At 33.1% G+C, this 23,737-nt stretch carries 21 protein-coding genes, 2 tRNA genes and 1 pseudogene; 13 read left to right on the top strand and 11 right to left on the bottom strand.

The genetic code is table 11. The features are described from left to right. Nucleotides 1–10: 10 nt before the first annotated feature. From BUA98_RS18520 to BUA98_RS18510, 4 genes and pseudogenes are all read left to right on the top strand, one after another. The gene (locus BUA98_RS18520; protein WP_139257025.1) at nucleotides 11–424 is read left to right on the top strand and encodes a hypothetical protein; all 414 of its coding nucleotides are present in this window, start codon (nucleotides 11–13) and stop codon (nucleotides 422–424) included. Continuing rightward, a complete protein-coding gene (locus BUA98_RS18515) occupies nucleotides 414–1,784 on the top strand; it encodes a hypothetical protein (protein WP_072975013.1) in 1,371 nt (456 codons plus the stop codon). Before BUA98_RS18520 ends, BUA98_RS18515 begins: the two co-directional genes overlap by 11 nt. A gap of 53 nt (nucleotides 1,785–1,837) precedes the next feature. Further along, a pseudogene (locus tag BUA98_RS22655) lies at nucleotides 1,838–1,979 on the top strand (helix-turn-helix domain-containing protein); the annotation flags it as partial. Between the two features lie 153 nt (nucleotides 1,980–2,132). Beyond that, nucleotides 2,133–3,191, top strand: coding sequence for a serine hydrolase domain-containing protein (locus BUA98_RS18510; protein ID WP_072974933.1), 1,059 nt, complete (start codon nucleotides 2,133–2,135; stop codon nucleotides 3,189–3,191). A 33-nt stretch (nucleotides 3,192–3,224) separates the two neighbouring features. On the opposite strand, the gene BUA98_RS18505 is transcribed toward BUA98_RS18510, so the two are convergent. Beyond that, nucleotides 3,225–3,611 carry a VOC family protein gene (locus BUA98_RS18505; RefSeq protein WP_072974930.1) on the bottom strand — a complete coding sequence of 129 codons (387 nt, stop codon included), beginning with the start codon at nucleotides 3,609–3,611 and terminating at the stop codon, nucleotides 3,225–3,227. A 685-nt stretch (nucleotides 3,612–4,296) separates the two neighbouring features. Between BUA98_RS18505 and BUA98_RS18500 the strand changes: the two genes are divergently transcribed. Further along, nucleotides 4,297–5,814: an amidohydrolase family protein gene (locus BUA98_RS18500; protein ID WP_072974927.1), complete on the top strand. Its 1,518-nt coding sequence runs from the start codon at nucleotides 4,297–4,299 to the stop codon at nucleotides 5,812–5,814. A 40-nt stretch (nucleotides 5,815–5,854) separates the two neighbouring features. Here the strand turns inward: BUA98_RS18500 and BUA98_RS18495 are convergent, their stop codons facing one another. Then, on the bottom strand, nucleotides 5,855–7,054 hold the full coding sequence (locus tag BUA98_RS18495; RefSeq protein WP_072974923.1) for an outer membrane protein assembly factor BamB family protein: 1,200 nt from the start codon (nucleotides 7,052–7,054) through the stop codon (nucleotides 5,855–5,857). A gap of 247 nt (nucleotides 7,055–7,301) precedes the next feature. On the opposite strand from BUA98_RS18495, the gene BUA98_RS18490 reads away from it, so the two are divergent. The 4 genes from BUA98_RS18490 (at nucleotide 7,302) to BUA98_RS18475 (ending at nucleotide 11,327) form a co-directional block, all read left to right on the top strand. Then, nucleotides 7,302–7,865 (top strand): Crp/Fnr family transcriptional regulator, encoded by a 564-nt coding sequence (locus tag BUA98_RS18490; RefSeq protein ID WP_072974921.1) that lies wholly within the window; start codon nucleotides 7,302–7,304, stop codon nucleotides 7,863–7,865. A 70-nt stretch (nucleotides 7,866–7,935) separates the two neighbouring features. Further along, nucleotides 7,936–8,262 (top strand): DMT family transporter, encoded by a 327-nt coding sequence (locus tag BUA98_RS18485; protein ID WP_072974913.1) that lies wholly within the window; start codon nucleotides 7,936–7,938, stop codon nucleotides 8,260–8,262. 297 nt (nucleotides 8,263–8,559) lie between these two features. Continuing rightward, nucleotides 8,560–9,702 carry a helix-turn-helix domain-containing protein gene (locus BUA98_RS18480; protein ID WP_072974911.1) on the top strand — a complete coding sequence of 381 codons (1,143 nt, stop codon included), beginning with the start codon at nucleotides 8,560–8,562 and terminating at the stop codon, nucleotides 9,700–9,702. Nucleotides 9,703–9,854: 152 nt separating this feature from the next. Next, nucleotides 9,855–11,327 carry a serine hydrolase domain-containing protein gene (locus BUA98_RS18475; RefSeq protein ID WP_072974909.1) on the top strand — a complete coding sequence of 491 codons (1,473 nt, stop codon included), beginning with the start codon at nucleotides 9,855–9,857 and terminating at the stop codon, nucleotides 11,325–11,327. Nucleotides 11,328–11,427: 100 nt separating this feature from the next. Here the strand turns inward: BUA98_RS18475 and BUA98_RS18470 are convergent, their stop codons facing one another. The 6 genes from BUA98_RS18470 to BUA98_RS18450 all read right to left on the bottom strand — a co-directional run bounded on the left by BUA98_RS18470 (nucleotide 11,428) and on the right by BUA98_RS18450 (nucleotide 15,718). Beyond that, complete coding sequence (locus tag BUA98_RS18470) at nucleotides 11,428–12,732, bottom strand: M20/M25/M40 family metallo-hydrolase (protein ID WP_072974907.1); 1,305 nt, start codon at nucleotides 12,730–12,732, stop codon at nucleotides 11,428–11,430. Nucleotides 12,733–12,978: 246 nt separating this feature from the next. Further along, nucleotides 12,979–13,040, bottom strand: a tRNA-Lys gene (locus BUA98_RS22420). Next, nucleotides 13,039–13,290: a GIY-YIG nuclease family protein gene (locus tag BUA98_RS18465; protein ID WP_072974906.1), complete on the bottom strand. Its 252-nt coding sequence runs from the start codon at nucleotides 13,288–13,290 to the stop codon at nucleotides 13,039–13,041. Before BUA98_RS18465 ends, BUA98_RS22420 begins: the two co-directional genes overlap by 2 nt. Nucleotides 13,291–13,345: 55 nt before the next feature. After that, nucleotides 13,346–13,423: transfer RNA gene (locus BUA98_RS18460), tRNA-Val, on the bottom strand. Between the two features lie 161 nt (nucleotides 13,424–13,584). Continuing rightward, complete coding sequence (locus tag BUA98_RS18455; protein ID WP_072974904.1) at nucleotides 13,585–14,391, bottom strand: hypothetical protein; 807 nt, start codon at nucleotides 14,389–14,391, stop codon at nucleotides 13,585–13,587. A gap of 91 nt (nucleotides 14,392–14,482) precedes the next feature. Then, nucleotides 14,483–15,718, bottom strand: coding sequence for a bifunctional folylpolyglutamate synthase/dihydrofolate synthase (locus BUA98_RS18450; protein ID WP_072974903.1), 1,236 nt, complete (start codon nucleotides 15,716–15,718; stop codon nucleotides 14,483–14,485). 131 nt (nucleotides 15,719–15,849) lie between these two features. On the opposite strand from BUA98_RS18450, the gene BUA98_RS18445 reads away from it, so the two are divergent. Both BUA98_RS18445 and BUA98_RS18440 read left to right on the top strand, forming a co-directional pair. After that, nucleotides 15,850–16,545 carry a MotA/TolQ/ExbB proton channel family protein gene (locus BUA98_RS18445; protein WP_072974901.1) on the top strand — a complete coding sequence of 232 codons (696 nt, stop codon included), beginning with the start codon at nucleotides 15,850–15,852 and terminating at the stop codon, nucleotides 16,543–16,545. 3 nt (nucleotides 16,546–16,548) lie between these two features. Continuing rightward, entirely contained in the window at nucleotides 16,549–16,944 is a 396-nt protein-coding gene (locus BUA98_RS18440; protein ID WP_072974900.1) for an ExbD/TolR family protein, read from the top strand. Nucleotides 16,945–17,743: 799 nt separating this feature from the next. Here BUA98_RS18440 and BUA98_RS18435 read toward each other — a convergent pair. From BUA98_RS18435 to BUA98_RS18425, 3 genes are all read right to left on the bottom strand, one after another. Further along, nucleotides 17,744–18,649, bottom strand: coding sequence for an energy transducer TonB (locus BUA98_RS18435; RefSeq protein WP_072974898.1), 906 nt, complete (start codon nucleotides 18,647–18,649; stop codon nucleotides 17,744–17,746). A 331-nt stretch (nucleotides 18,650–18,980) separates the two neighbouring features. After that, nucleotides 18,981–20,207 carry a Glu/Leu/Phe/Val dehydrogenase dimerization domain-containing protein gene (locus BUA98_RS18430; RefSeq protein WP_072974896.1) on the bottom strand — a complete coding sequence of 409 codons (1,227 nt, stop codon included), beginning with the start codon at nucleotides 20,205–20,207 and terminating at the stop codon, nucleotides 18,981–18,983. A gap of 141 nt (nucleotides 20,208–20,348) precedes the next feature. Then, nucleotides 20,349–20,924, bottom strand: a complete 576-nt coding sequence (locus tag BUA98_RS18425; RefSeq protein ID WP_072974894.1) for a chalcone isomerase family protein — start codon at nucleotides 20,922–20,924, stop codon at nucleotides 20,349–20,351. 481 nt (nucleotides 20,925–21,405) lie between these two features. Here BUA98_RS18425 and BUA98_RS18420 point away from each other — a divergent pair, with 481 nt between their 5' ends. Then, a complete protein-coding gene (locus tag BUA98_RS18420; protein WP_072974892.1) occupies nucleotides 21,406–22,548 on the top strand; it encodes an acyl-CoA dehydrogenase in 1,143 nt (380 codons plus the stop codon). A gap of 132 nt (nucleotides 22,549–22,680) precedes the next feature. Next, a complete protein-coding gene (locus BUA98_RS18415) occupies nucleotides 22,681–23,658 on the top strand; it encodes a M20/M25/M40 family metallo-hydrolase (protein ID WP_072974890.1) in 978 nt (325 codons plus the stop codon). Nucleotides 23,659–23,737: the final 79 nt, after the last annotated feature.

The raw sequence follows: 23,737 nt of genomic DNA, 5'->3' as shown, positions 1-23,737 counted from the left end.
GAAACTAAAATTGAAAGACAAAATTTTGAATTCAAAATTAATACTACTGATTCCAGCTTATTGGGCTTGCTTATTTGATGAAATTATTACAATCATAAATCAATCTGATGACTATTGGAAAGGAGATTTAAGCAAAGCAAATGAAGGAAACCCAATTGGTGCATTTTTTATGGCAAATCATACTTCGGGATTATATATAATCTGTGGTTTATGGTTAATTTTAATTGCTATTATTGGTTATAAATTATCAAATAGAAAACTGAAAATTTTTGCTCTTTTTGTTTTAATCGCTCACTCTTTTGGAGCATCAACTTGGTTGAGTCAATATTACGGTTTTTGGTATGCAATTATTTTTATTTTAATAAATTCCATACTTTTTATTGAATTTGAAAACCTGTATGAAAAAAGAGTACATGAGAAATAAACTTTTAGTATTGCTGTTGCTTTTGACAACTTTCAGTTTTGCACAAAAAACAACCTTCAAAATTAAATATTCTGAACCGTTGGCTGTTTTTATTTTTTTGCAAAATCTTTCTGAAAATTATCCTGAGAATGTTTTCAAGACTGAATTTCAAAAATCAAAATACAATACGGATTACTATAAAAATATAATTTCAAAGTTTGATAAATTAACTATTGACTACAGTTATCGTTTTGAAGAATTTCCATACGGATCAAAAAAAGGTGTTCAGACAGAGGATCTTTTGAAAAAAAATCTGATTGAAACAGAAAATATAAATGAATTTAAACTTCGGTCGAATGGAATTATTCCAAACAAAACTTTAAGTGATTTAGCGCAATGTATTTCAGATTTTACACCCATCTATAATGAGTTAATTTATAATCCGAACAAGGAAAAGTTTGAAAAACAACTCGAAGAAATCATAAAATATTCTACCGAACATCAAATAGAAAACTATTTCGAAATGGGGTTGTTGTTTTATAATTCAAATTGGGATAATGCAATTCCTTTCAACATCGCTTTTTATCCGTTGCCTAATTCTAAAGGTTTTACAGCACAAGCGTTTTGCAATAATTTTATAAGTGCCATCCAAACCGATTTAAAATCGTATAAAGTTTTGTTTAGTGTTATGCTGCATGAAACCTTTCATATCATTTATGATGAGGAGTCATTGGAAGTAAAAACAGAAATTGATAGCTATTTCAGGGAAAGTAAATCAAAGTATAGTAATTACGCCTATCAAATTATGAATGAAGCCTTGGCCACATCACTTGGAAATGGCTATGTTTTTGAACAATTAGACGGGAAAATTGACACACAGGATTGGTACAACAAAAAATATATTAATCTGATCGCAAAGCAAATTTATCCGTTGGTTAAGGAGTATATTGATCAGAAGAAATCAATTGACAAAAATTTCATTGATAATTACATTAAGATTTATGAAGTGAATTTTCCGAATTGGATAAATGAACTTGATAATATAATGACGTACCGATATGTGATCTCTGAAAATGAAAAAGATTTTACCACAATAAATCAAATGTTTCGTTATCGTTCCAGAACAGAATATGAAGACCAAATCACGGAAAGCAGTATTGAAAAAATGCAGAAGACACCTTTGACAAAAGTGATTATCATTTCAAAAAATAATACTGAAAAACTGAAGCTGGTAAAAAGTAAATTTCCAGCATTAAAAAATTGGCAATTTAAAGCGGACAAAGAGTTTGCAGAGAAAATATTCTTAGAAGATAAAAGTCAATTAATAATTGTGAATCAAAAGAACTCAACTCTTGAAACATTATTCAAGCTGATAAAATAGAGACGATTTAGCAACTGAAATTGTAATTCATTTGTAGTAAAAACATTTCCTATATTTTAAAAGATAGTACAAAAAGTAAGCTGACTATTTTAGAAATTTTATACGAAGTAGGTTTTTAATTCAAAATCTTCTTTTAATACTGCTTTCAAAAAACATACAGTTTATACACCTAAAGCTTATTTCAAAAGTCTGTAAAACAGTACTTTGTGATTACTCGTACTTGTGTTTTAAACTACTCGTACTTATTTATCAAAACAAATGCGTTCGAGTATTTTTATTCGGTCGCGTAGCGATAATTTCTGCCACATCTTTGTATCGAAATAAATCATTAACCTAAACAACGATACAATGAAAACGTCATTAAAATTTTTAGCAGCCTTATTAATAACTAGTACATTTTCTTTTGGACAAGACTTTACCAGAAAGATTGATTCCATAATAAAGGACAATTATCAAAAAAATCCTGATGTAGGGATTAGTGTCGGTTTTATCCAAAATGATAAAGAGTACTTTACAGCGTATGGTAATTTGAGTAAAGAAAGTCAAATTAAAATTGATAAAAATTCTCTATTCGAAATTGCCTCTATCACTAAAATTCTAACTTCAAATTTATTGGCGCAAGCAGTTTTGGATAAGAAAATAAAAACAGATGATTATATAGACGGCTATCTTCCAAAAGCATATGTATTGCAGGAAAAACTTAAAAACAAAATAAAAATTTCAGACCTGGCATCGCACCAATCTGGTTTGCCTGACATCGATTTTGGAAAGTTAATCGAACTAAATCCACAACAACCCGTAAGTAATGTAACTGAAAAAACATTGACCGATCTGGTTAATAATTGCAGTGAATTAAAGGATTATGGTAAATTTCGTTATTCTACGATTGGCTATACTTTACTAGGACAGATATTAGAAAAAGTGTACGGTAAAAGTTATGATGAGATTATTAGAAATAAGATCATAAAGCCCTTAAAAATGACAAACACATTAACTACAGACTTTAATGTAAAAAACAAAACGGTAGGACATAATCCAGAAGGTGGTGCTCAGGAATTCATGAATTGGAATGTTACCGCTCCGGCTGGTTTAGTAAAATCTAATACTTCTGATATGGTTACCTATTTAAAAGCGGTTTTAAATAAAGAAACAGAAATAGGGAAAGCTGCCATAGTAACTGAAAAGATCTTTTATAAAGATGAAAAAAGAGAAATGGGATTAGGCTTAAATATTTCAACAGATGAAAAAAACACTATTTATTTAAAATCTGGTGACTCGATGGGAGAATCTTCTATCCTATGTTATGACAGGACTAAAAATTGGGGTATTATAATATTGCTAAACCAAAGAAATTCAAAAATGAGACAAAATCTGTTGAATGAGATTTATGATACGGTTTTGAAATAGATAAAAACCCGGTGATATTGGTTATACTTCATTTTATAAAGTATAACCAATTTCCCAAATATGGCCATAAGGATCTTTCAATTTTCCAATTCTCCAATCTTCTTCAGTTTTTATGGCGCAAATTTCTGTAGCGCCAAATTCTAGCGCTTTTTCAAATATTTTGTCAGCATTTTTAGTTTCTAAAATTATTCTAATAGCGCTGTTTGTTTTTAGATCGGGACTTAGATTACCATTTTCAGGCTCTTCGTCGCTCAAATAAAATTCGGCGTTTTCGATTACAACAACTGAAGAAATTTTTTGATTTTGCATTTCAAATCTTTTTACTTCAATGGCTCCAAAAGCTGATTTATAAAATTCAACTGCTTTTATAGCATCGTTTACAGTCAGAAAGGGTTTTATGGTGGTAGTATGATTGTTCATGAACATTCTATTTAATATTGATTGCTATCTTATTCCTTTGAGGATTATAAATATACAAGAAAAATTAAACCGTTATCTGGTATCCAGTACAAATCTGTTAAACCGAATCATTTCTTCAATATTAAAAAAAGCTTTAATTAAAATCTAAATAGTATTGTATTTGTTTGAATATAAGACACTTAATTTTTGTTTGTTAATTGAGTTAGCAGATTTAAAATCAAATTCTAAATGAGAACTACAATTATGAAGAAAAATATTTACGAAGAATTGACAGATAAAGAATTGATATAAAAGAAAGCTTTATTTAATGGTGTTTCGATTGGATTTGGCGTTATCTATATGTCGACTATTGCAATCATAATTTATTTCTTGGCATCTAATGGGTTTAAAAACGTGTCTATAATAGTACTAATTCCTATTTTTTATTACCTGTTACTTTTTTTTCTTTATTGATAAATTTAAGTCTTTTGAATAAAGAAATCAGATCAAGGAATTTGTAAGACAAAACGAATAAGTAGCAGAATGCAATATGAAAAAATAAAAACTGAAATTTATACCCTAGTAAACAAAAAGCTTCCAGATTTTCATACCTAAAACCACACCTTTCATACCTAATACCTTTTAAAGTAGTGCCCCAGCGGCTTTTTGAATTTATTTTTGCCCTTTAATCTAAATTAAAAAATTCATGAAAAAATTGTGGTTTAAGAGATTGCTCTATGCTTTTGTGTTAGTGTTGCTTATTGTTATTGGTATCTTTATCTGGGCAGATAATGAATTAAATAGGGTTTTAGGAGAATCTACAGAGGTTGTAGATGTTTCGTCAATAATTAAACAATCCAAAACAATTCATATAAAAAATGTCAACATCCTTTCAGAAGACTGTAGCGGTTTTATAAAAAATCAAGATGTAATGCTTAAAGATGGCGTGATCATTCAAATTGGTAAAAGTCAGTTTCAGGACAGCAACACTGAAATTATTGACGGAACAAACAAATTCCTCATTCCGGGTCTCGTCGACAGTCATGTTCATTTAAAAGAAAGTAAGAATGATTTGCTTTTATATTTAGCAAATGGCGTTACGTACGTTAGAGAAATGGCCGGAAGTCCTTTGATTTTAGAATGGAGAAAATCAATACAAAAAAAGGGTGTTGGACCACGGATGTTTATTGCATCACCACCCATATTTAGTGAGCGTGGCCTGATGGGTTATTATTATAGTTGGACGCGCCATTCTATTAATTATGCAACAAAAGAGGATGCTGAAAAAGCAATGAAAGAAATAAGTGAACAAGGCTATGATGCTATTAAAATGTATGGTTTTGTAAATCCTGAAATGTTTAAAACGACAATTCAAACTGCGAAAAAATATCATATTCCAGTTATTGGGCACATACCATTAGTCAATTTAGAAACTTTTTATACATCAGGACAAGTTGAGGTTGCTCATATTGAAGAGATAACAATAAAAACGATTGATGATTTTGGAAAATCGATAGCTAAAAATCCAAAAGAATATCTTCAGTTTTTAAAAGTGCGCTCTGTCGATATTGCAAAAAAACTGAAAGAGAATAACATTAGTGTTACTTCAACAGTTTGGTTGTGTGAAAGTTTTGCGGATCAACGATTTGACTTAAAGTCTAAATTGGCAGCAATAGAATTAAAATATGTCAACCCAAAAATAATTGAAGGAACTCCGCTTTATAAATTAGGTTGGTTGCCTGGTAAAAATGGTTATGAATATGATGGAAAAGATAACCCTGAAGCAAGAAAATTATCTTTAACTTTTTGGAAGATTTATGTCGAAGCTATTCATATTATGACAAAAGCGTTAGTTGATAATAAAGTTACTATTATGGCCGGAACAGATGCGAACGTAGCAACTGTTGTTCCAGGATTTTCGCTTCATGCTGAATTAGAATCTTTATCTAAATCCGGAATGACAAATACACAGGCAATTTATGCGACAACAGTTGCACCGGGTAATTGGATGAAAAAGAAAACCGGAAAAATAAAAATAGGATATAATTCAGATTTAGTGCTTTTGACAAAAAATCCGTTAGAAGATATTAAAAACACAAAAGCTATCGAATATGTATTTTTTGATAAATACATGATTAATAAAATTCAAATTAAAACTATTTTAAAAGCTATTGAAAAGGCCAATAACGAAAACAGAAGCATAAAAATAGACGAATACTTATAACTGAAAAAAAAGCTGCCTCATTATTGAGACAGCTTCTTTTTTATGGTCGAATTATTTTTAGATAGGCACTATAAGCGTTATCCTTAATAGAAGTTCGTAGATAGACTTCGTTTTCGTCTTTTGTTTTTAAGTCAAATTGAATTAAAGCAGCATCTGAATAATAAAATAAGGACTCATCAACCGGAAATTCAAAATTTGAAATAGGTTGGGTTGTTAATTTTGTTTCGGCTGCTATTTCACCATTCGTTATGTCTAGTTGAAAAAGTTTTGCTTTACGGGTATATCCCCAAATATTATCACTTTCCTCAATGATGTATTCGATAGTGTCATCTTTAAAATCAGTTTTCCATAACTGGGTTCCAGTTTTTGATTCCAAAGCGTATATGGAAGAAGCTTCCGGACCTTGTGCGGCAAAGTATATTTTTTTGTCTTTGCAAAGTATGCGTTCCTTGATATTATGTTGGTTTTCATCTAATTTAAATTGCCATAAAATATCCGGGGTATTAGGACTTAAGGCAAAAACCACATTTTTTTCATTTGCCACAAATACATTTTCACCATCAGTTACAGGTTGTCCGTGCATAGTTTCGCCAAAGTCTTTTTGGTAAATTAGTTTTCCTGTATTGGCTTCGAAACTATATAAAAAGTTTCCGCTTTGGGTAAAAACTTTGTTGTCGAAAAACAGAACCGGGATATCATTATTTGGAGAATCCAATTTATACTTCCATATTAAACTCCCGTCTTTTATATTGAGAGCATAAATGTTTCCATTTTGACTCGTAATAAAAAGTTTTCCATCATTTACGACAGGAAGCTGATCTTTTAATACAATTTGATCAGTACTATTACCTATCCTTGATTTCCAAAAAATAGCACCTGTTTGGTTATCAATGGCAAATATTTCACCGTTAATAAAAGGGACGTACAGAACGCCATCAATTAGTGTTACTTTATTGGCACACATTTCAGTATAAGCATCTGTCGCTTTTACAGTCCATGCAATGGTTTCCGATTCTAAATCAAATGTAAAAAGGGTACCATCATAATCATAAATCAGGATTAAAGCTTCATCTAACGGAACTTTTTTAAGCGGACTTATGGCTTTATTAAGGAGCACATCACTGATAGCCGGAATTGTATTAATCACAGTGCTAGTTTCGACAGGCGTTGGTGGGGTTGGCGTTTGCCCGAAGATATTTATAACCGTGAATAGTAATAAAAGAGATAGTAGGTTTTTCATTTTTAAAACTTGGGGTTTAATGAATTTTGTTTAGCAATAAAAGTTGCTAAACGAAACAATAGCTGTGTCAAATGTAGTAAAAAAATATTACAGCATTTTAGAGGTTGTAAGGTCGTTGCGTTGTGAATTACAGTTCAGAATTAGGAAGATTAGAAGATGGAAAGAGGTTTGATTTACAGATTGTTTTTATGATGCTAAATTTTTGCTACATTAGCTAGTACAGATTAAAAATCCTAAATAAAATCAAATGGAAATAGATCAGATTATTGATCAGATACATCCTCTGCCAGAAAATTCAAAACTTAAAATTCAAGATTGTATTGATGAAGTTAACTATTCTAAAGGGCATATTTTGATTAGAGCTAATAAAATTGAAACAAGTATTTATTTCATTAAAAAAGGAATTGCAAGAGCCTATTCTAATCGGGATAATAATGAAGTAACGTTTTGGTTCGGAAAAGAAGGGGATGTTCTTCTGTCGCTGAAAAGTTATGTTGCCAATCAAAGCGGCTATGAAGATATTGAGTTATTGGAAGATTGTGAATTGTATCAGATAAAAACAGAAAAGTTACAGGCACTTTTTGAAGAGGATATAAACATTGCAAATTGGGGGCGCAAACTAGCCGAAAAAGAATTTGTAAAAACAGAAGAACGTCTGATAGCAATCACGTTTCAGACCGCTACGGAACGTTATAAAGAATTGCTGCAAAACAATCCTACTTTGATATTGCGCATACAATTGGGATATATAGCCTCTTATTTAGGCATAACGCAAGTAAGTTTAAGCCGGATAAGGTCTGAAATAAAATAATTCAATTTTTTATCATTTGTAAAAATTTCCCAGTATTTCATTTCCGAATTTTGCATCAAAATAAAAAAAAATGAATTGGATTTTATTAGTGATCGCAGGATTATTTGAAGTAGCTTTTGCCTTTTCGCTGGGAAAAGCAAAAGAAAGTACAGGAAATGAAATGTATTTATGGTATTTGGTTTTTGCCATTTCCATGTTAGTTAGTATGGGACTTTTGATAAAGGTGTTACAAACTTTACCAATTGGAACTGTGTATGTCGTTTGGACAGGCATTGGTGCAGTTGGAACTGTTTTACTGGGAATTATTATATTTAAGGAACCGGTAACATTTTTCAGAATGTTTTTTTTGGTTACTTTAATTGGTTCTATTGTTGGATTAAAAATGGTTTCGCATTAATATGAGTTTGTAATTTGTACCTGTAAAGGATCAAGAATAGATTCTTAATGATAAACAAAAGAATTATTTGAGAAAAATAAACCATAAAAAACTCCTTAAGAAATTAGGGAGTTTTTTATGGTTCCTACATATAACTATTTGCGAGCCGTTTCATGCAGGATTTAGAGAAACTTTCAAAGAAATAAAACTGAGAACCCATTTCTAATTTCAATTTCAAAAAGTTCTTAAATTGTAGTAATAATATTCTTATATTCGCCTTCAAAACGCTATTAACCCTAACTATACCACAAAAAAGTAATGAATGATAAGATTAATGTATTGCTTATTATAACTGTAATTTCTTTGTTCATTTCGTTATTATTTGCCTTTTTTCTGGTAACAGTTAAAACAAAATACAAAATAAGCAATTACCTTTTTGCTGCTTTTTTAATCATAACGGCTATCGATATTAGCGGGCCTTTATTCGAATTAGTATCAGACGGTCCTTCAAATCTTGGAATGTTAAGAAACAACCTTGCTTTTTTACAAATTCCGGCTTTTTACCTCTATGTTTTATCGGTTTGTTATTCTGATTTTAAATTAAAACTCAAACACCTCATACATCTGCTTCCGTTTGTAATGGCGAACATGATTTTAATGCCTCGTTTTTATCTCGTAGATGCTGCTTCTAAAATTAATTTTATTTTAAACCGTCAAAATATGATAGAATTGCAGTTTAGTCATATTCTGTTTCATCTTCAAACCGTTGTGTATCTTTTTGCCGTTTTTATGCTATTGCGAAAAGCAAAAAAACTGTATTTGGAAAATAATGCCGGCACAAATATAAATTCATACAATTGGCTTTTTCAGTTTACGAGTGTACTGTCTGTTTTGTATTTGATTGTTTTGTTTAAAAATATCTTCAAATTTTCGGATCATCCGTACATTTCCGAATGGATCAAAATTGTAATTTTAGTATTAGAGCTGTTTATTATTTGTTGGTATTTATATAAGGCATTAAATCATCCTGATTTATTTCGAAATATCGATTCAAAACTAAAACTCGTTTCGGATATGGTTTTGGAAGAAAAAAATAATGAACCATCATCCGTAAGCGAAAAAGAATATAATGCGTCATTAGCAAAATTGAAGCAGTATATGGTTGAAGAAAAGCCATTTTTAAATCCTTCTTTGACAATTCAGGATGTGGCTGTGGCTATTGAAATTCCTGTTCGTGATTTATCTCTTTTAATCAATCATAAATTAGAACAGCATTTTTACGATTTCGTTAATACATATCGAATCGAATATGCGATGGATATTTTAAAAGATGTTACAAAAAGTAAAGTAACAATTCTTGAAATCTTGTATGAAGTTGGATTTAATTCAAAATCTTCTTTTAATACTGCTTTTAAAAAATACACAGGAGATACGCCAACTTCTTATCGTAAGCAATTGTAATTCATGGTTTTGTAATTATTCGTACTCGTTGCTGAAATGATTCGTACTTATTTTTTCAGACAAATGCGTTCGAATCTTTTCATTCGGTCGCGCAGGACTGGCTTCTTCCACATCTTTGTATCGAAATAAACTTTTAACCAAAAATCGATACCATGAAAAATCTTATTTATTTACTAGTACTTCTTATAGTAACAAATTCAAATAGTCAGACAAGCTATAAAGCATTGCCAAAAAAAGCAAATTATAGCTTCTTGACAGATAGTTTAAAGATTGACGAGCAATTAGAAAAATACAAACTTGCCGGATTCAGTCTTGTAGTTTTTGAAAATTACGAAATTGTATATTCAAATCAATTTGGTGTGAAATCAATAGATTCTAAAGAAAAAATAGACCAGAATACTGCTTTTTCTACAGCCTCAATTTCAAAACCAATCACGGCGCTTGTTTGTTTTATGCTTGAAGAGAAAGGACTAATTAATTTAGATGATCCAATTGAGCCTTTCTTAAAACGCTGGCATTTGCCAAAAAGCAAGTTTACTGAAAATAACAGTCCAACATGGAGACAATTTCTAAATCATACCGCTGGAACAAATCAGGGAGGTTTTGAAGACCATTATGAAGGAGAAGGAATCCCGACATTAAAACAAAGTCTTTTAGGGCAGATCCCAAGATATGACAAAGAAATAGAATTTTTGTTTACGCCAGGTACTAGTTGGGAATACAGTGGTGGTGGTTATACAATTATTCAAATGGCATTAGAAGACACGTTTAATAAATCTATGGCGGAGCTTGCGGCAGCATATGTTTTTTCGCCTCTTGGCTTGAAAAACACTACAATGATTCAGCCAAATGAAAGTGGCTTTCCAACAAATGTAGCTCTGGTTCATGATAAAGATGGAAAAGTAATTAAAACAGGTTTGCCAATTACACCACAAGTTGGACCATCAGGAATGTGGTCTACGCCAACTGATTTAGCGAAACTTGCCATCGAAATGCAAAATGCCTTACGCAATAAAAACAACAAAGTGATTTCTCATAATGTGGCAAAAAAAGTAACAGCAGTAACCGCTCTAAAAAATGCTGTTGGAGGCTGGAGTTACGGATGGCAAAAGTCTTTTGGTTACAATAACTATGAATGGTTTTGGTGTAACGGTTCCAATACCGGAGTCGGTGGTACTGTTGGTGCTACCATGACAGATGGAAATGGCTTTGTATTTTTTGCTAATGGAGAAAAACCCAATCGTTTTCCTGTAATGGGTCAAACTCAAAAAACGATTCTGAAGTTGATGAATTGGAACAATGAAACAACTACCGAAAGCATTCAGGAAATGCCTTTGTCTCTAAAAGAAAAACTAATTGGAACTTATGACGATTTTCTTTATGGACAGGGAGTAGAAACCAAAATAGTAGAAAGAAATAATCGCCTTTATGTTGAATCTATGCTATTGGAACATTTTAAAGGGAAAAATGATAATGAGTTGGTGTATTTGAAAAATGGTTTATTTAAAATTATTGATTATCCAAACTTGTTACAATTTGAATTTATTGATGGAAAAGCAACTACTGTAAATTTGATAAGAGGGAATCTGAATACTAAAGTTGAACTTATTCGTAAAGAAAAATAAATAATTCTGAAATCAGGTTATATCAGAACAAGCCAATAATAAAAAAGCACTGAAATCAATCATTTTCAGTGCTTTTTTGATTCTTTATAATTTACTTACGTTATTTCAATTGAGTAGTATCTACTCTTGTTGGAGTATCTTTTCCACTAATAATCGAAGAAGAACTTAAGGCAATTGATTTTATTATTTGGGTCATGTTATCAATATCTAACGTTTCAAATTCATCATCGGCTGTGTGATACGTTAGTTCATTATCCATTTTTGAAGTAGAAATGGTATGAGCAGGAACTCCAAGCTTAGCTAAAGTAGCGTTGTCTGATCGGTAAAATAATTGTTGGTCGGGATAAGGATCTGAATAAAATGTAAAATTTGTTCCTTTTAAATTAGTTTGTAAAATGGAGCCCATATTCGACTTTTCGAAGCCTGTAATGTAAGCAGAATTTTTACCCCATTTCGATTCTGTTCCTATCATTTCAATATTGAACATCGCAATCACTTGTTCTGGCGCAAGCTGTTTAGAAAAATATTTGGCTCCATAACCACCTATTTCTTCAGCTACAAATGTGGTAAAAATAATAGTACGTTCGTTATTATTTAGTTTTTTAAAATATTTTGCAAGCATAATTACTGCTGTTGTTCCAGCGGCATCATCATTAGCACCATTATAAATAGAATCTGTTGCAGGATGCGCAGCACCTTCTTCGGGAGAGCCTACTCCTAAATGATCATAATGCCCTGAAAAAATCACATACTCATTTGGTTTAGTTTTTCCCGGTAATATTCCAACAACATTATTCAATGTTTTTTTGGAGATTGTATTCGTTAATTCAACAGAAAAAGTGGTCGCTTCTACGGTACCAAAAACAAATATAATCGTATTGTTTCCAGGATTAGAATTTATTCTTTCAATATGCTGAATATTCGGTAAAACATTTGCAAATGAAGGGTCAACTAGTACCAAAAGATTTTTGGGACTTTTATAATACTCGTTAAATTTCTGGCCAATGTTATCCCCTTTATTGATTTTTACAATAGAAATATCGCTTTTTTCGGTTAGAGAAACTTGAGGAAGGTATGAGAATGTTACAACTTGATTATTATTTATTTCTTTGCCATCAATAGTAATTTTTGAAGAAAGGGCGCTAGAGGCCGTCATCGAAAATTCTTGTCTGTAATTCGTTGCTGCATTGAAAGTTTGCAGACCAATTGCTTTAAACTCTGATTCTATAAAGGCTGATGCTTTGTCAATACCGGGAGTAAAAGTTCTCCTACCCTGCATATCATCAGCTGAAAGTATTTTCTCTATACGAGTTACTTCCTTGTTCGTAATAATTTTATCAATCGATTGTCCCTGTACATTAAAACATTGACTTAGAACAAACATACTTACAATAATTTTTTTCATATTTTACTTTTATAAATAACATTTTGGTTAAACCAAAAGTACATTAATTATTTGCAAAAAAAATGGTTCTGTCGCATCTGCCAGAATCAAATACAAGAATTTAAGTAATTTAAAAGTTAGCCACCTGCTGACAAAAGTGTCCTACTCGTGAACGTAAAGATCTACAAAAATATAGCATAAAAAAAACTCCTTAATTTCTTAAGGAGTTTTTTGGTGGGCGATGATAGCTTGTTCCGATTTTTCATCGGAAGGTTCGAACCCCCGACTACTTCCGATGAAAAATCGGAATGCTCTGAACCAGCTGAGCTAATCTTTTTTAGAAATCAGTCCTTGAATTTTGATTCTACTTTTCCATGATTTAATTTCTAATTCTCTTCCGTGTGCAAGTTCTTTGGTTTCATAGTTTTCTGTGTAAACAACTTTCCAATCATTTACATTTCCCGTAAAACTTTTACTTTTTTGATTATGGCGAATAACTCTTTCTTCCAGATTAGAAGTAAAACCGATATAGAATTTATTCTTGCTTTCGCTAAATAGAATGTAGACAATGAATTCCATGAGTTTATAAAATAAAAAAACTCCAAAATCAAATGACTTTGGAGTTTTTAGAAATTGGTGGGCGATGAGGGGTTCGAACCCCCGACCCCCTCGGTGTAAACGAGGTGCTCTGAACCAGCTGAGCTAATCGCCCTATTTTACTAGGTTGCTATCATTTCGTGATTGCGAGTGCAAATATACGCTAGTTTTCGAGTTCTGCAAAGAAAACACACTAAAAATTTAAAGTTTTTTTAATGTATTTTCTATCTCATTGGGGTAGAATTTGTTATGGGCATGAATTTTTAGGTTAAATTTCTATTTTGATAACGACGGAATGTTCCTGTAGATGTAATCACTGTGTTTTCCGGTAAAAGATTTTTCCAACTCATCAAAAAAAGCATCGGCATCTTTTTCATTAGGCCAGGTCGATTTGATCAGTTCGTCTATTTTTTCGCTGGATTTTTCTAAATCGGCCAAAGAATCATAGAAAAATGCCTCCATAAAATCAGTGCTGTTAGAGCCCCACAAATGTCTAAAAGGATAATAAGCTTTTATAAAAGGATCTTTGAAGGTGATTTTTTCATTAAACTCTTTTACATTTTTTCCCTTACCTTCCATGCTCATTTGAGATTTTCTAAGATAAACAATCATTGGTTTTTTAGTTTGGTCTTTATAAGGAATTTCACCAATAGAAGTAATGCTTTGGTAGATTTCATCGGAGTGCACGGGAGTGTAGAATTTTTCATATTTGTCGAAAAAAGCAGTTCTGGCTTTCTCATCCGGCCAGCCTTTTTTGGTCAGATCATCGCTTATCGTTTTTGCTTTTTCAATATCATCCCAACTTTTGTAGACATTCACCAGAATAACCTCGGTATTGTCATCTGTATAATAATGGGTCATGAGTTCTGAGCCAATGATTAGGTCGTTTTTGCTGGTTACTTTATCAAAGTATTCCTGTTCAGCTGCTTTCCAATCTTTTGCTTTAACATCCATACTGCGATGCAAAGTTGTCATGGTAATAATTACGGGTTTTGCTTTTTCTTCTTTTTCTTGTGCGTTGCCAATGACGCACCCCAGGGTCATGCATAGAACGAGCCCCAGAAGTGTACTTCTTGTTTTCATGATTTAAATTTGTATTGGTTATTAAAAAACTGAACAAATTTAAAGTATTAATAAACAGGTGGTTACGAAATAGTTGTTTAATCGATAAACGTTAATTTTTGCTGTTTAACGGCAGTTCTGCGACTACAAAAGTGCTTCCGCCAACATAAATAAAATCATTTTTAGAGGCATTTTTCTTTGCTTCCGCGAAAGCGATTGCAACAGACTGGTATTTTTCGCCTCTTAAATCATATTTTTCTGCAGCTTCTTTTAGAATTTCAGTTGGTAAACCACGAGACGAATCGGGTCTGCAAAAATAATATTTTGCTTTTTTAGGGAAGAGCGGTAAAATAGAATCCAGGTCTTTATCATTAACAACACCCAAAACAATATGTAAGTTTTCAAAAGTCTCTTTCTGAATCTGATTCATCACAACTGCCAATCCATGTTTGTTGTGTGCCGTGTCGCAAATGATTTTCGGGTTTTCACCAAGCTGTTGCCATCTTCCTTGTAAGCCAGTATTCTTTACGGTATTTAATAAACCCTTTTTCAGGTTATCAACAGAAACTTTAAAATCAGTTTGTGAATTTAAAACAACAACAACCTGTTGAACCGTTTTTTTATTATGAAACTGATAATCGCCCAACAAATCAGAAGGAAAAACTCCGGAAATTAAATCAGCAGCAAAATAAATCGGCGCATTGTTTTCTTTCGCTTTAGCTAAAAAGACAGCTTCCGTTTCCTCCGTATATTCTCCAATTACAACCGGAACATTTGGTTTTATAATTCCGGCTTTTTCTCCGGCAATCGCAGTAGGTGTATTGCCTAAAAACTGTGTATGATCCAAATCGATGTTGGTAATGACCGAAACCAAAGGCGTGATAATATTCGTCGCATCCAATCTTCCGCCCAAACCAACTTCAATAATAGCAATATCTGTTTTTTCAGAAGCAAAATAATCAAAAGCCAAACCAACAGACATTTCAAAGAAACTCATATCATTGGCTTCAAAAAAGCTTTTATGTTTCGCTACAAATTCAATAACAAAATCTTCAGAAATATCCTCCCCGTTGATTTTGATTCGTTCCCTAAAATCTTTTAGATGAGGTGAAGTGTACAGTCCAACTTTATATCCCGCTTCCTGCAAAACCGAAGCCAGCATATGCGAAGTCGATCCTTTACCATTGGTTCCGGCAACATGGATACATCTTAGCTGATTCTGTGGATTATCAAGATGAGCCGCCAGTATCTTAATATTGGTCAAATCTTCTTTGTATGCCGAAGCGCCTTGAAGCTGATACATCGGGAGCTGATTAAACATCCAGTTTGTGGTCTCTTGATAGTTCATTTATTTTATATAAAATGGTTGCAGATTGAAATAATTTTCGTTTTTTTTAGTTTTATAAGGGAGTGAAAATTATCTTTATTGCAAATTTCAAATATTTTTTACAATTAATTATTAAAAACCAGAATTAATATATGTTTAGTTTTATTCAACAACAAACAGATACCATTGCAAATGCCGCATCTAACGTAGTAATCGAAAAAATTGCACCAAATACCGAAATCTCAGTTTTAGGATTTATCTTAAAAGGAGGTTTTTTCCTGATTCCAATCGCTATCCTATTATTCTATACTATTTATATCATTTTTGAACGCTATTTATACATCAGCAAAGCGTCTAAAATTGACAGCCGATTAATGCAGGATGTTGGTGATAAACTAAACGCAGGAAATATTGAATTGGCCAGAACAATTGTAGAAAGAAGTGATACTGCTGCAGCAAATATTCTAAAAGAGGGTGTATTAGTTATCGGAAGACCAATTGCTGAAATTGAATCCAACATGGACCGCGCTGCCGATATTGAAATTGGAGAAATGGAAAGACGTTTAGGACATCTTGGGCTTATTGCCGGTATCGCGCCAACGCTTGGTTTCATCGGAACTATTTCTGGGGTTATCAAGATTTTCTACAGCATCTCAGTTACAGAAAATATTAGTATCGGAAACATTTCCGGAGGTTTATACGAAAAAATGATCAGCTCAGGTTCTGGATTAATTGTAGGTATTATTGCGTATAGTGCTTACCATTTATTGAACGAAAAAATTGATGATTTTGCCTTAAAAATTCAGAAACAGATTTTAGAATTTGTCAATATAATTCAAAGAGCATAAGCTATGTCTATTAAGAGAAAAAGAAGATTTCATGCCGAAGTGGCGACGTCATCCTTAAGTGATATTATGTTTTTCTTGCTGTTGTTTTTCCTTATTATCTCAACGCTTGCAAACCCTAATGTTATTAAAATGACTTTGCCAAAAGCGAAATCAAATGAAAAAACAAACAAACAGCTAATCAGCTTATCTGTTACAGAAGATAAAAAATTCTACATCGACAAAGAACCCGTTGATTTCGAAAACCTCGAAACCAGTTTAATGACTAAAATTGGAACAGACAAAGATCAAACCGTTGTCGTTCGTATTCCGTTCAACCTTCAGGTACAGGATTTAGTTGATGTATTACAGATAGGAGTGAAGAACAATTTGAAGTTCGTAATTGCTACAAGTCCTAAGTAGATGTATCATTAGGGCGTGACCACAATAAAAAAATGGGCCAATCAGCATAACGTTGATTCGCCCATTTTTTTATTGTGGTCGGGCTATCCGCGCTACTTCGGTAGCTTGCTCCTATCCCTCACGCGGAGAAAAGAGAGTATAGAGTATAGAATATAGAGCATAGAATATAGAGTAAAGAGGCAAGATTAAAGATTACAGGAAAGTAGCCTAAAGTAAGTCATTGCGAGGAAAGAAGCAATCTCACTAACATTTTTATCGTCTTGTTTGTCATTCCGAGGAACGAGGAATCCCCGCAAGTAGCTCCGCACAGAAAAGTAGCCAATCTTTGTAGAGCTTCTTGCGGGGATTTCTCCTCCGTCGAAATGACAACTGAGCGAAACTCTGAAACCTAAAAAAAAAATCAAACGCGATATTGTCATTGCGAGGAACAAAGCAATCTCTCTAAAAATGTAACACAATCTTGTCATTCCGAGGAACGAGGAATCCCCGCAAGTAGCTCCGCACAGAAAAGTAGCCAATCTTTGTAGAGCTTCTTGTGGGGATTCCTCGTTCCTCGGAATGACAAACTGGGCGAAAACATAAAACTTTAAAAGACATTGAACCTGATGGTTTAACGCAATATTGTCATTTCGACCGAAGGGAGAAATCACATAAAGTAAAGACATACGTACGTCGCTCCCTAGTGTGATTTCTCCCTTCGGTCGAAATGAAAAAAAACGAATAAAAAAGGCTTTCTGAAGTATTTCAGAAAGCCTTTTTTATGTTATTATAATTAGTGTAAATCTGTGAAATCCGTGTTTTAATTCAAACTAAAATTATAAGTAATAGTTCCCGTTTGTTTTGCCGGGGCATTGCTGTCGGCATCCCATTTAGTGTTCATAGCGGCCATTTTAGCCTGTTCTCTTAAACATTTAGCAGCAATTGTAGTTCCTTTTACTCCTGGAACGGCACTGATAGTATTACCATTTTTATCAACTGTAATTTGTACAACAACTGTACCTGTTTCGTTGCTGCAGTCGCTATTTGGTTTGGGTTTCGAAAGTGCTTTTCTACCATTTAACGAATACCCCGATCCGCCGCCAGAACCTCCGCCGCTTCCGGCTCCGTAACCACTTCCGGTACCAATGCCATTTCCGGTTCCGTTTCCACCACCTGTTCCGCCACCAGAACCTCCGCTGCCGTAATAACCATTAGAACCTAAACTTCCGTTAGCTTTTCCTTTGTTTCCTGCCACTTTATCATCTCCGTCTCCGCCTTTGTTCGATCCTTTCATAATGCTCGATAAAGCATCGTTGGTAGAATTCGAAACTTTAGGTTTTTGCGGAACTGGTTTTGCTTCCGGTTTTACAACTGGAGTTGGTTTTTTAGGTTTTTCCTTTACGGGAATAACGACATCATTAGCATCATCTGCAGTATTTTCCTGCGTTATGATTGCTTCCTCCGGAGTTGATTTTGCCGGAGTTGCTTTTGCCTGGTTTTTTACGTTTAAAACTTCGCTTTTATAATTGGCTCCAGAGCCCAAATCACTGTCTCCAAAATTCACGGTCAAACCACCGCCACCACCGCCTTCAGCAAGTGCTACGTTGTTTTCCGGGTTGTATGGAGGCCAAAAGCGTATAAAAAACAGTAATACTAAAATGACTGCATATATCGCCGTGGTGAGTAGTAGAGATTTCTTTTTATCTGAAGAAATAGTGGAACTCATTATGATTCTGAATTTTGTATTGTATCTTATTAAAAACGTTTAAAAGTACTAAAAATTGTTTACAATGAAAGGGCTTGAATGATTTTATGAAAAGGAGGGTTAGCTCGCAGATTTGGCAGATTGAGCAGATTTTTAATTTTATATGAATCTGCGCAAATCTGCTTAAATCTATTTAAATCTGCGTGAAATTCTAACCACAAACCAAAATCTGCTCAATCTGCCAAATCTGCGAGAGAAAAATTAATCGAAAAGCAGTAAATCATTAAAATCTGTGGCAAAAAAAAACGAGCCAAAGATTATTTGGCTCGTTTAAAAGAAAAGTATAAAAAAATTACACTAATTGTTTCAATGCAATTTCAAAAGCAGTTGCACTAATGTTTGTTTTTGATGGATTCAAAGCGTGAGCCTTAACAATCGCATTTTTTATAATTTCTGAAGTATCATTAAAGATCGCCTCATCCGTCATTTGCACTTTTTTCTCCATGAAATAAGCAAAAACTCTCGCCATTCCACAGTTTGAAATAAAATCCGGAATCAAACTTACTTTATGATCTACTTCTTCCATGATCGATCCAAAGAAAATTTCCTTGTCAGCAAAAGGAACATTCGCACCACATGAAATAACTTCTAATCCGTTTGCGATTAAGCTGTCAATTTGAGTTTGCTGTACCAATCTTGAAGCAGCACAAGGCGTGAAAATTTCAGCACCAATAGTCCAGATTTTAGAATTGATTTCTTCAAACGGAATCATATTCTCGGCAACCAATTTGTTTCCGTCTTTATTTAAAAACAACGTTCTGATTTCTTCAAAAGAAAAACCTTCTTCATTGATTAATCCACCATCGCGATCAATAATTCCGATTACTTTGGCTCCCATTTCAGCTAAATAAAAAGCAGCAGCAGATCCAACATTTCCAAATCCCTGAACAATTGCTTTTTTTCCTTTAATATCTCCACCATAAGTATTGTAGAAATGACGAACCGCTTCGGCAACGCCATAACCTGTAATCATATCGGCAACAGTATATTTTCTGGTTACGTCTGGTGAGAATTTAGGGTTTTCGATTACCTTGATAACACCTTGACGCAATTGACCAATTCTATTGATTTTATCAGCTTCAGTTGGTTTGAAGTGTCCGTTAAAAACACCTTCCTGCGGATGCCAAACACCACATTCTTCCGTCATCGGAATAACTTCGTGAATTTCATCAACATTTAAATCACCACCCGTTCCGTAATAACTTTTTAACAAAGGCGAAACCGCTTTGTACCAACGTTGTAAAACACCTTTTTTACGAGGATCGTTCGGGTCAAAATTAATTCCAGATTTAGCGCCTCCAATTGCAGGTCCGGAAACTGAAAATTTAACTTCCATTGTTTTAGCCAAAGAAAGAACTTCGTTCATATCCAGGCCTTTTCTCATTCTTGTTCCACCTCCTGCGGCTCCTCCACGAAGTGAATTAATTACTGTCCAACCTTCTGCTTCTGTTTCAGAATCTTTCCAGTTAAAAACAATTTCAGGTTCTTTATTTTCAAATTGCTGTAATAAATCTTTCATTTTGTTGTGATATGTTTATTTTGCGTAAAAGTATAAAATAGAATAATGCGAATAATGTATTTTGATGCAATTTTATTTAAAGAAAAAAAGAAAGCCGAAAACATAACGCTTTCGGCTTTAAAATTTTATGATTACAGGAGATTATATTCCTAATAAATGCTTTTTTAGATTTTCGTCAACTGGTTTGTCAGATAACCAGATTCCGAATAATGCTTTTTTGAAATCAAATCCAGGAACTTTTCCTTTTACAACTTCATTTTTAATAACGTTTACCGTTTGGTCAAATGGATTGTACCATAATACAAAAACGTCTTTTTCTGTAATTGGATCGCTTAAAAGTGTTTTGAATTGTTCAATTCTTGGTCTCAATTCTTCCAGATTGCTTCCGGCAGATTTTTCAAAACCGGCGTTCATGGCTTTTGTTAATTTGTTTGAAGAAACCATAGAAGAAGTAATTTCAATTCTGATCGCCATTTCAGTATCACTATCAATAATGAATTTTGGATCCTGACTTAACTGCGATAAATATAGGGCCTGAACGTAAACTTCTAACCACATTTTTGATCTTCCGCCAGCACCGTTAAGTTGCATTGTTTTATTTTGTACTTCAATTTTTCTTGGAACAGTTACGCCATTAACTTCTAATTGAGTTTGAGCAGAAACTGTCGAAAATTGTAAACTTAAAAGGAGTGTAAGTGCAAGTAAAGTCTTTTTCATAAGCTGTCGATATAATAATTTTTAGGCAAAAATAATGTTAATTTCTTAATATTGAGTTGTTAAACGGCATGTTTTTTTATTTGATATTTTTATTTTTTATAACGTATAAGATTAGTAATCAAATTAGTAAGAGTAATTTTACGTACAATTACCTGTTTTAAGAAGTGTTTAGCCTTTTTTTGGTCATTTTTTTACTAAAACTTTTTAGTAAAGCACTTTTTATGTGCAATTTTATTCTTAAATTTTAGAGAAAACATTGCGGACTTTATGCTTACAGGCTTAAAATGCAATAGTATTACGAAAACGTTATCGTAATTGTTGCTGATCTATTAATTTTATATGCATGCATTGTTAATTTAACTTTTAAAAATTATCTTTGAAAGCCTTTTTGAAGAAAAAATGGCAAGGAAAAACAAAAAACCACTGACCTAACCAAAATGCTGAATTTTGGTTTCAAAAAACAATAAAATAAATTTAGACTATGGATTTCAATCTTACCGAAGAGCATTTAATGATTCAACAAGCCGCCAGAGATTTTGCCCAAAACGAATTGTTGCCAGGTGTTATTGAGCGTGACGAAAAACAAATTTTTCCGACCGAGCAAGTAAAAAAAATGGGGCAATTAGGATTCATGGGAATGATGGTTGATCCTAAATACGGAGGAAGCGGACTTGATGCTATTTCATATGTAATTGCAATGGAAGAAATTTCTAAAGTTGATGCATCAGCTTCAGTTGTAATGTCTGTGAATAACTCTTTAGTTTGTTGGGGTCTACAGGAATTTGGAACTGAAGAACAAAAACAAAAATATTTACCAGGTTTGGCGTCTGGAGAAATTCACGGTGCTTTTTGCTTAAGCGAGCCAGAAGCAGGTAGTGATGCCACTTCTCAAAAAACTACTGGTATTGATATGGGCGACCATTATTTAGTAAACGGAACAAAAAACTGGATTACAAACGGAAATACAGCTTCTGTTTATTTGGTGATTGTGCAAACGCATCCGGAGAAAAAGCACAAAGGAATTAATGCTTTGATCATGACGAAAGACATGCCAGGATTTTCAATTGGACCAAAAGAACAAAAAATGGGAATCCGTGGTTCTGATACTCACTCTTTAATGTTTAGTGATGTAAAAGTTCCAAAAGAAAACAGAATTGGTGAAGATGGTTTCGGATTCAAATTCGCAATGAAAACGTTAGCTGGAGGTCGTATTGGAATTGCATCTCAAGCTTTAGGAATTGCCTCAGGAGCTTACGAACTGGCTTTGAAATATTCTAAAGAAAGAAAAGCTTTCGGAACAGAAATCTGCAACCACCAGGCAATTGCTTTTAAATTGGCAGATATGGCAGTTAATATCGAAGCGGCACGTCATTTATGTATGAAAGCGGCTTGGGATAAAGACCAACATAAAAATTATGACGTAAGTGGAGCAATGGCAAAATTATTTGCTTCGCAAGTAGCAATGGACACGGCTGTTGAAGCAGTTCAGATTCATGGTGGAAACGGTTACGTAAAAGAATATCATGTTGAACGTTTTATGCGTGATGCTAAAATTACTCAGATTTATGAAGGAACTTCTGAAATTCAAAAAATCGTAATTTCAAGATCAGTTATCGCAGGATAATTTTAGATCATTTTATATAAAAAATGCCCTTTCAGCTTTTGGCTCGAAAGGGTTTTTTTATGAAATATTTTTTTTACTCTTCAGAAGTTTATACTTTTAAACCAACTACTTAGCCTTCTAAAAATTTAAATCATGAAAAAACTTTGCTTTCTTCTTTTTCCGTTAGTTTTATTAAGTTGTAAATCGAATCCTTCTACGACAACCGAAAAGGCATCCCAATCAGATTCAAAACCTTTAGCAATTTCGTATAAAGTTAAAGAATCAGATGTTTCAGATTTTTTAAAATATCTTTCTTCAGATGAATTAGAAGGCCGTGAAACAGGGACTAAGGGAATTGAAAAGGCGGCCGTGTTCTTAGAAGATTTCTTTAGGAAGAATAATGTAAAGCCTTATTTTAAAACGTATCGCGATACTTTGGCCAATTTTAAATCGCCAGCATATAATATTGTCGGGGTTTTAGAGGGAACAGATCCGGAGTTAAAAAAGGAGTTTGTAGTTTTAAGTGCGCACTATGATCATATTGGTATAGAAAAAAAACAACAGGCTGATGTAATTAATAATGGAGCAAATGACGACGCTTCCGGCGTAACAGTTGTTGCAGAAATGGCTAAATATTTTGCAGAGACAAAATCAAATAAACGCAGTATTCTTTTTGTGTTTTTTGCAGGTGAGGAAAAAGGATTATTAGGTTCCAAAAGTTTAGTGCCGAAACTTCAAAAGCTTAATTTTAATTTATATACCCAATTGAATATTGAAATGGTGGGTGTACCAATGAAAAGAGATTTCCTGGCTTACGTAACAGGCTTTGATAAGTCTAATATGGCAGAGAAAATAAATGAATATACCGGAAAAAATACGATTGGTTTTTTGCCAAAAGAAGCAGAGTATAAGTTGTTCTACAGATCTGACAATTATTCCTTTTATGAAGCTTTTAAAAAACCTTGCCAATCGATAAGTACTTTTGATTTCGAAAATTTTGATTTTTATCACCATGTTTCTGATGAATTCAAAGTGATGGATATTCCGCATATGACTTCTTTTATACAGGAATTATTGCCGGCTGTAACCCAAATTTCGTCAACTCCAACAGAGGAAATTACGATGAAATAATAATCTTTCTTTTTATTGGATTTGCTTACTTTTGCTTCATGAAATAGCTACGATTCCAAATAAAAAAGGGAACTCAGAA

The organism is Flavobacterium saccharophilum, from assembly GCF_900142735.1.
GTDB classification, from domain to species: Bacteria; Bacteroidota; Bacteroidia; order Flavobacteriales; family Flavobacteriaceae; genus Flavobacterium; species Flavobacterium saccharophilum.
This window is presented reverse-complemented; position numbering and strand designations above follow the sequence as displayed.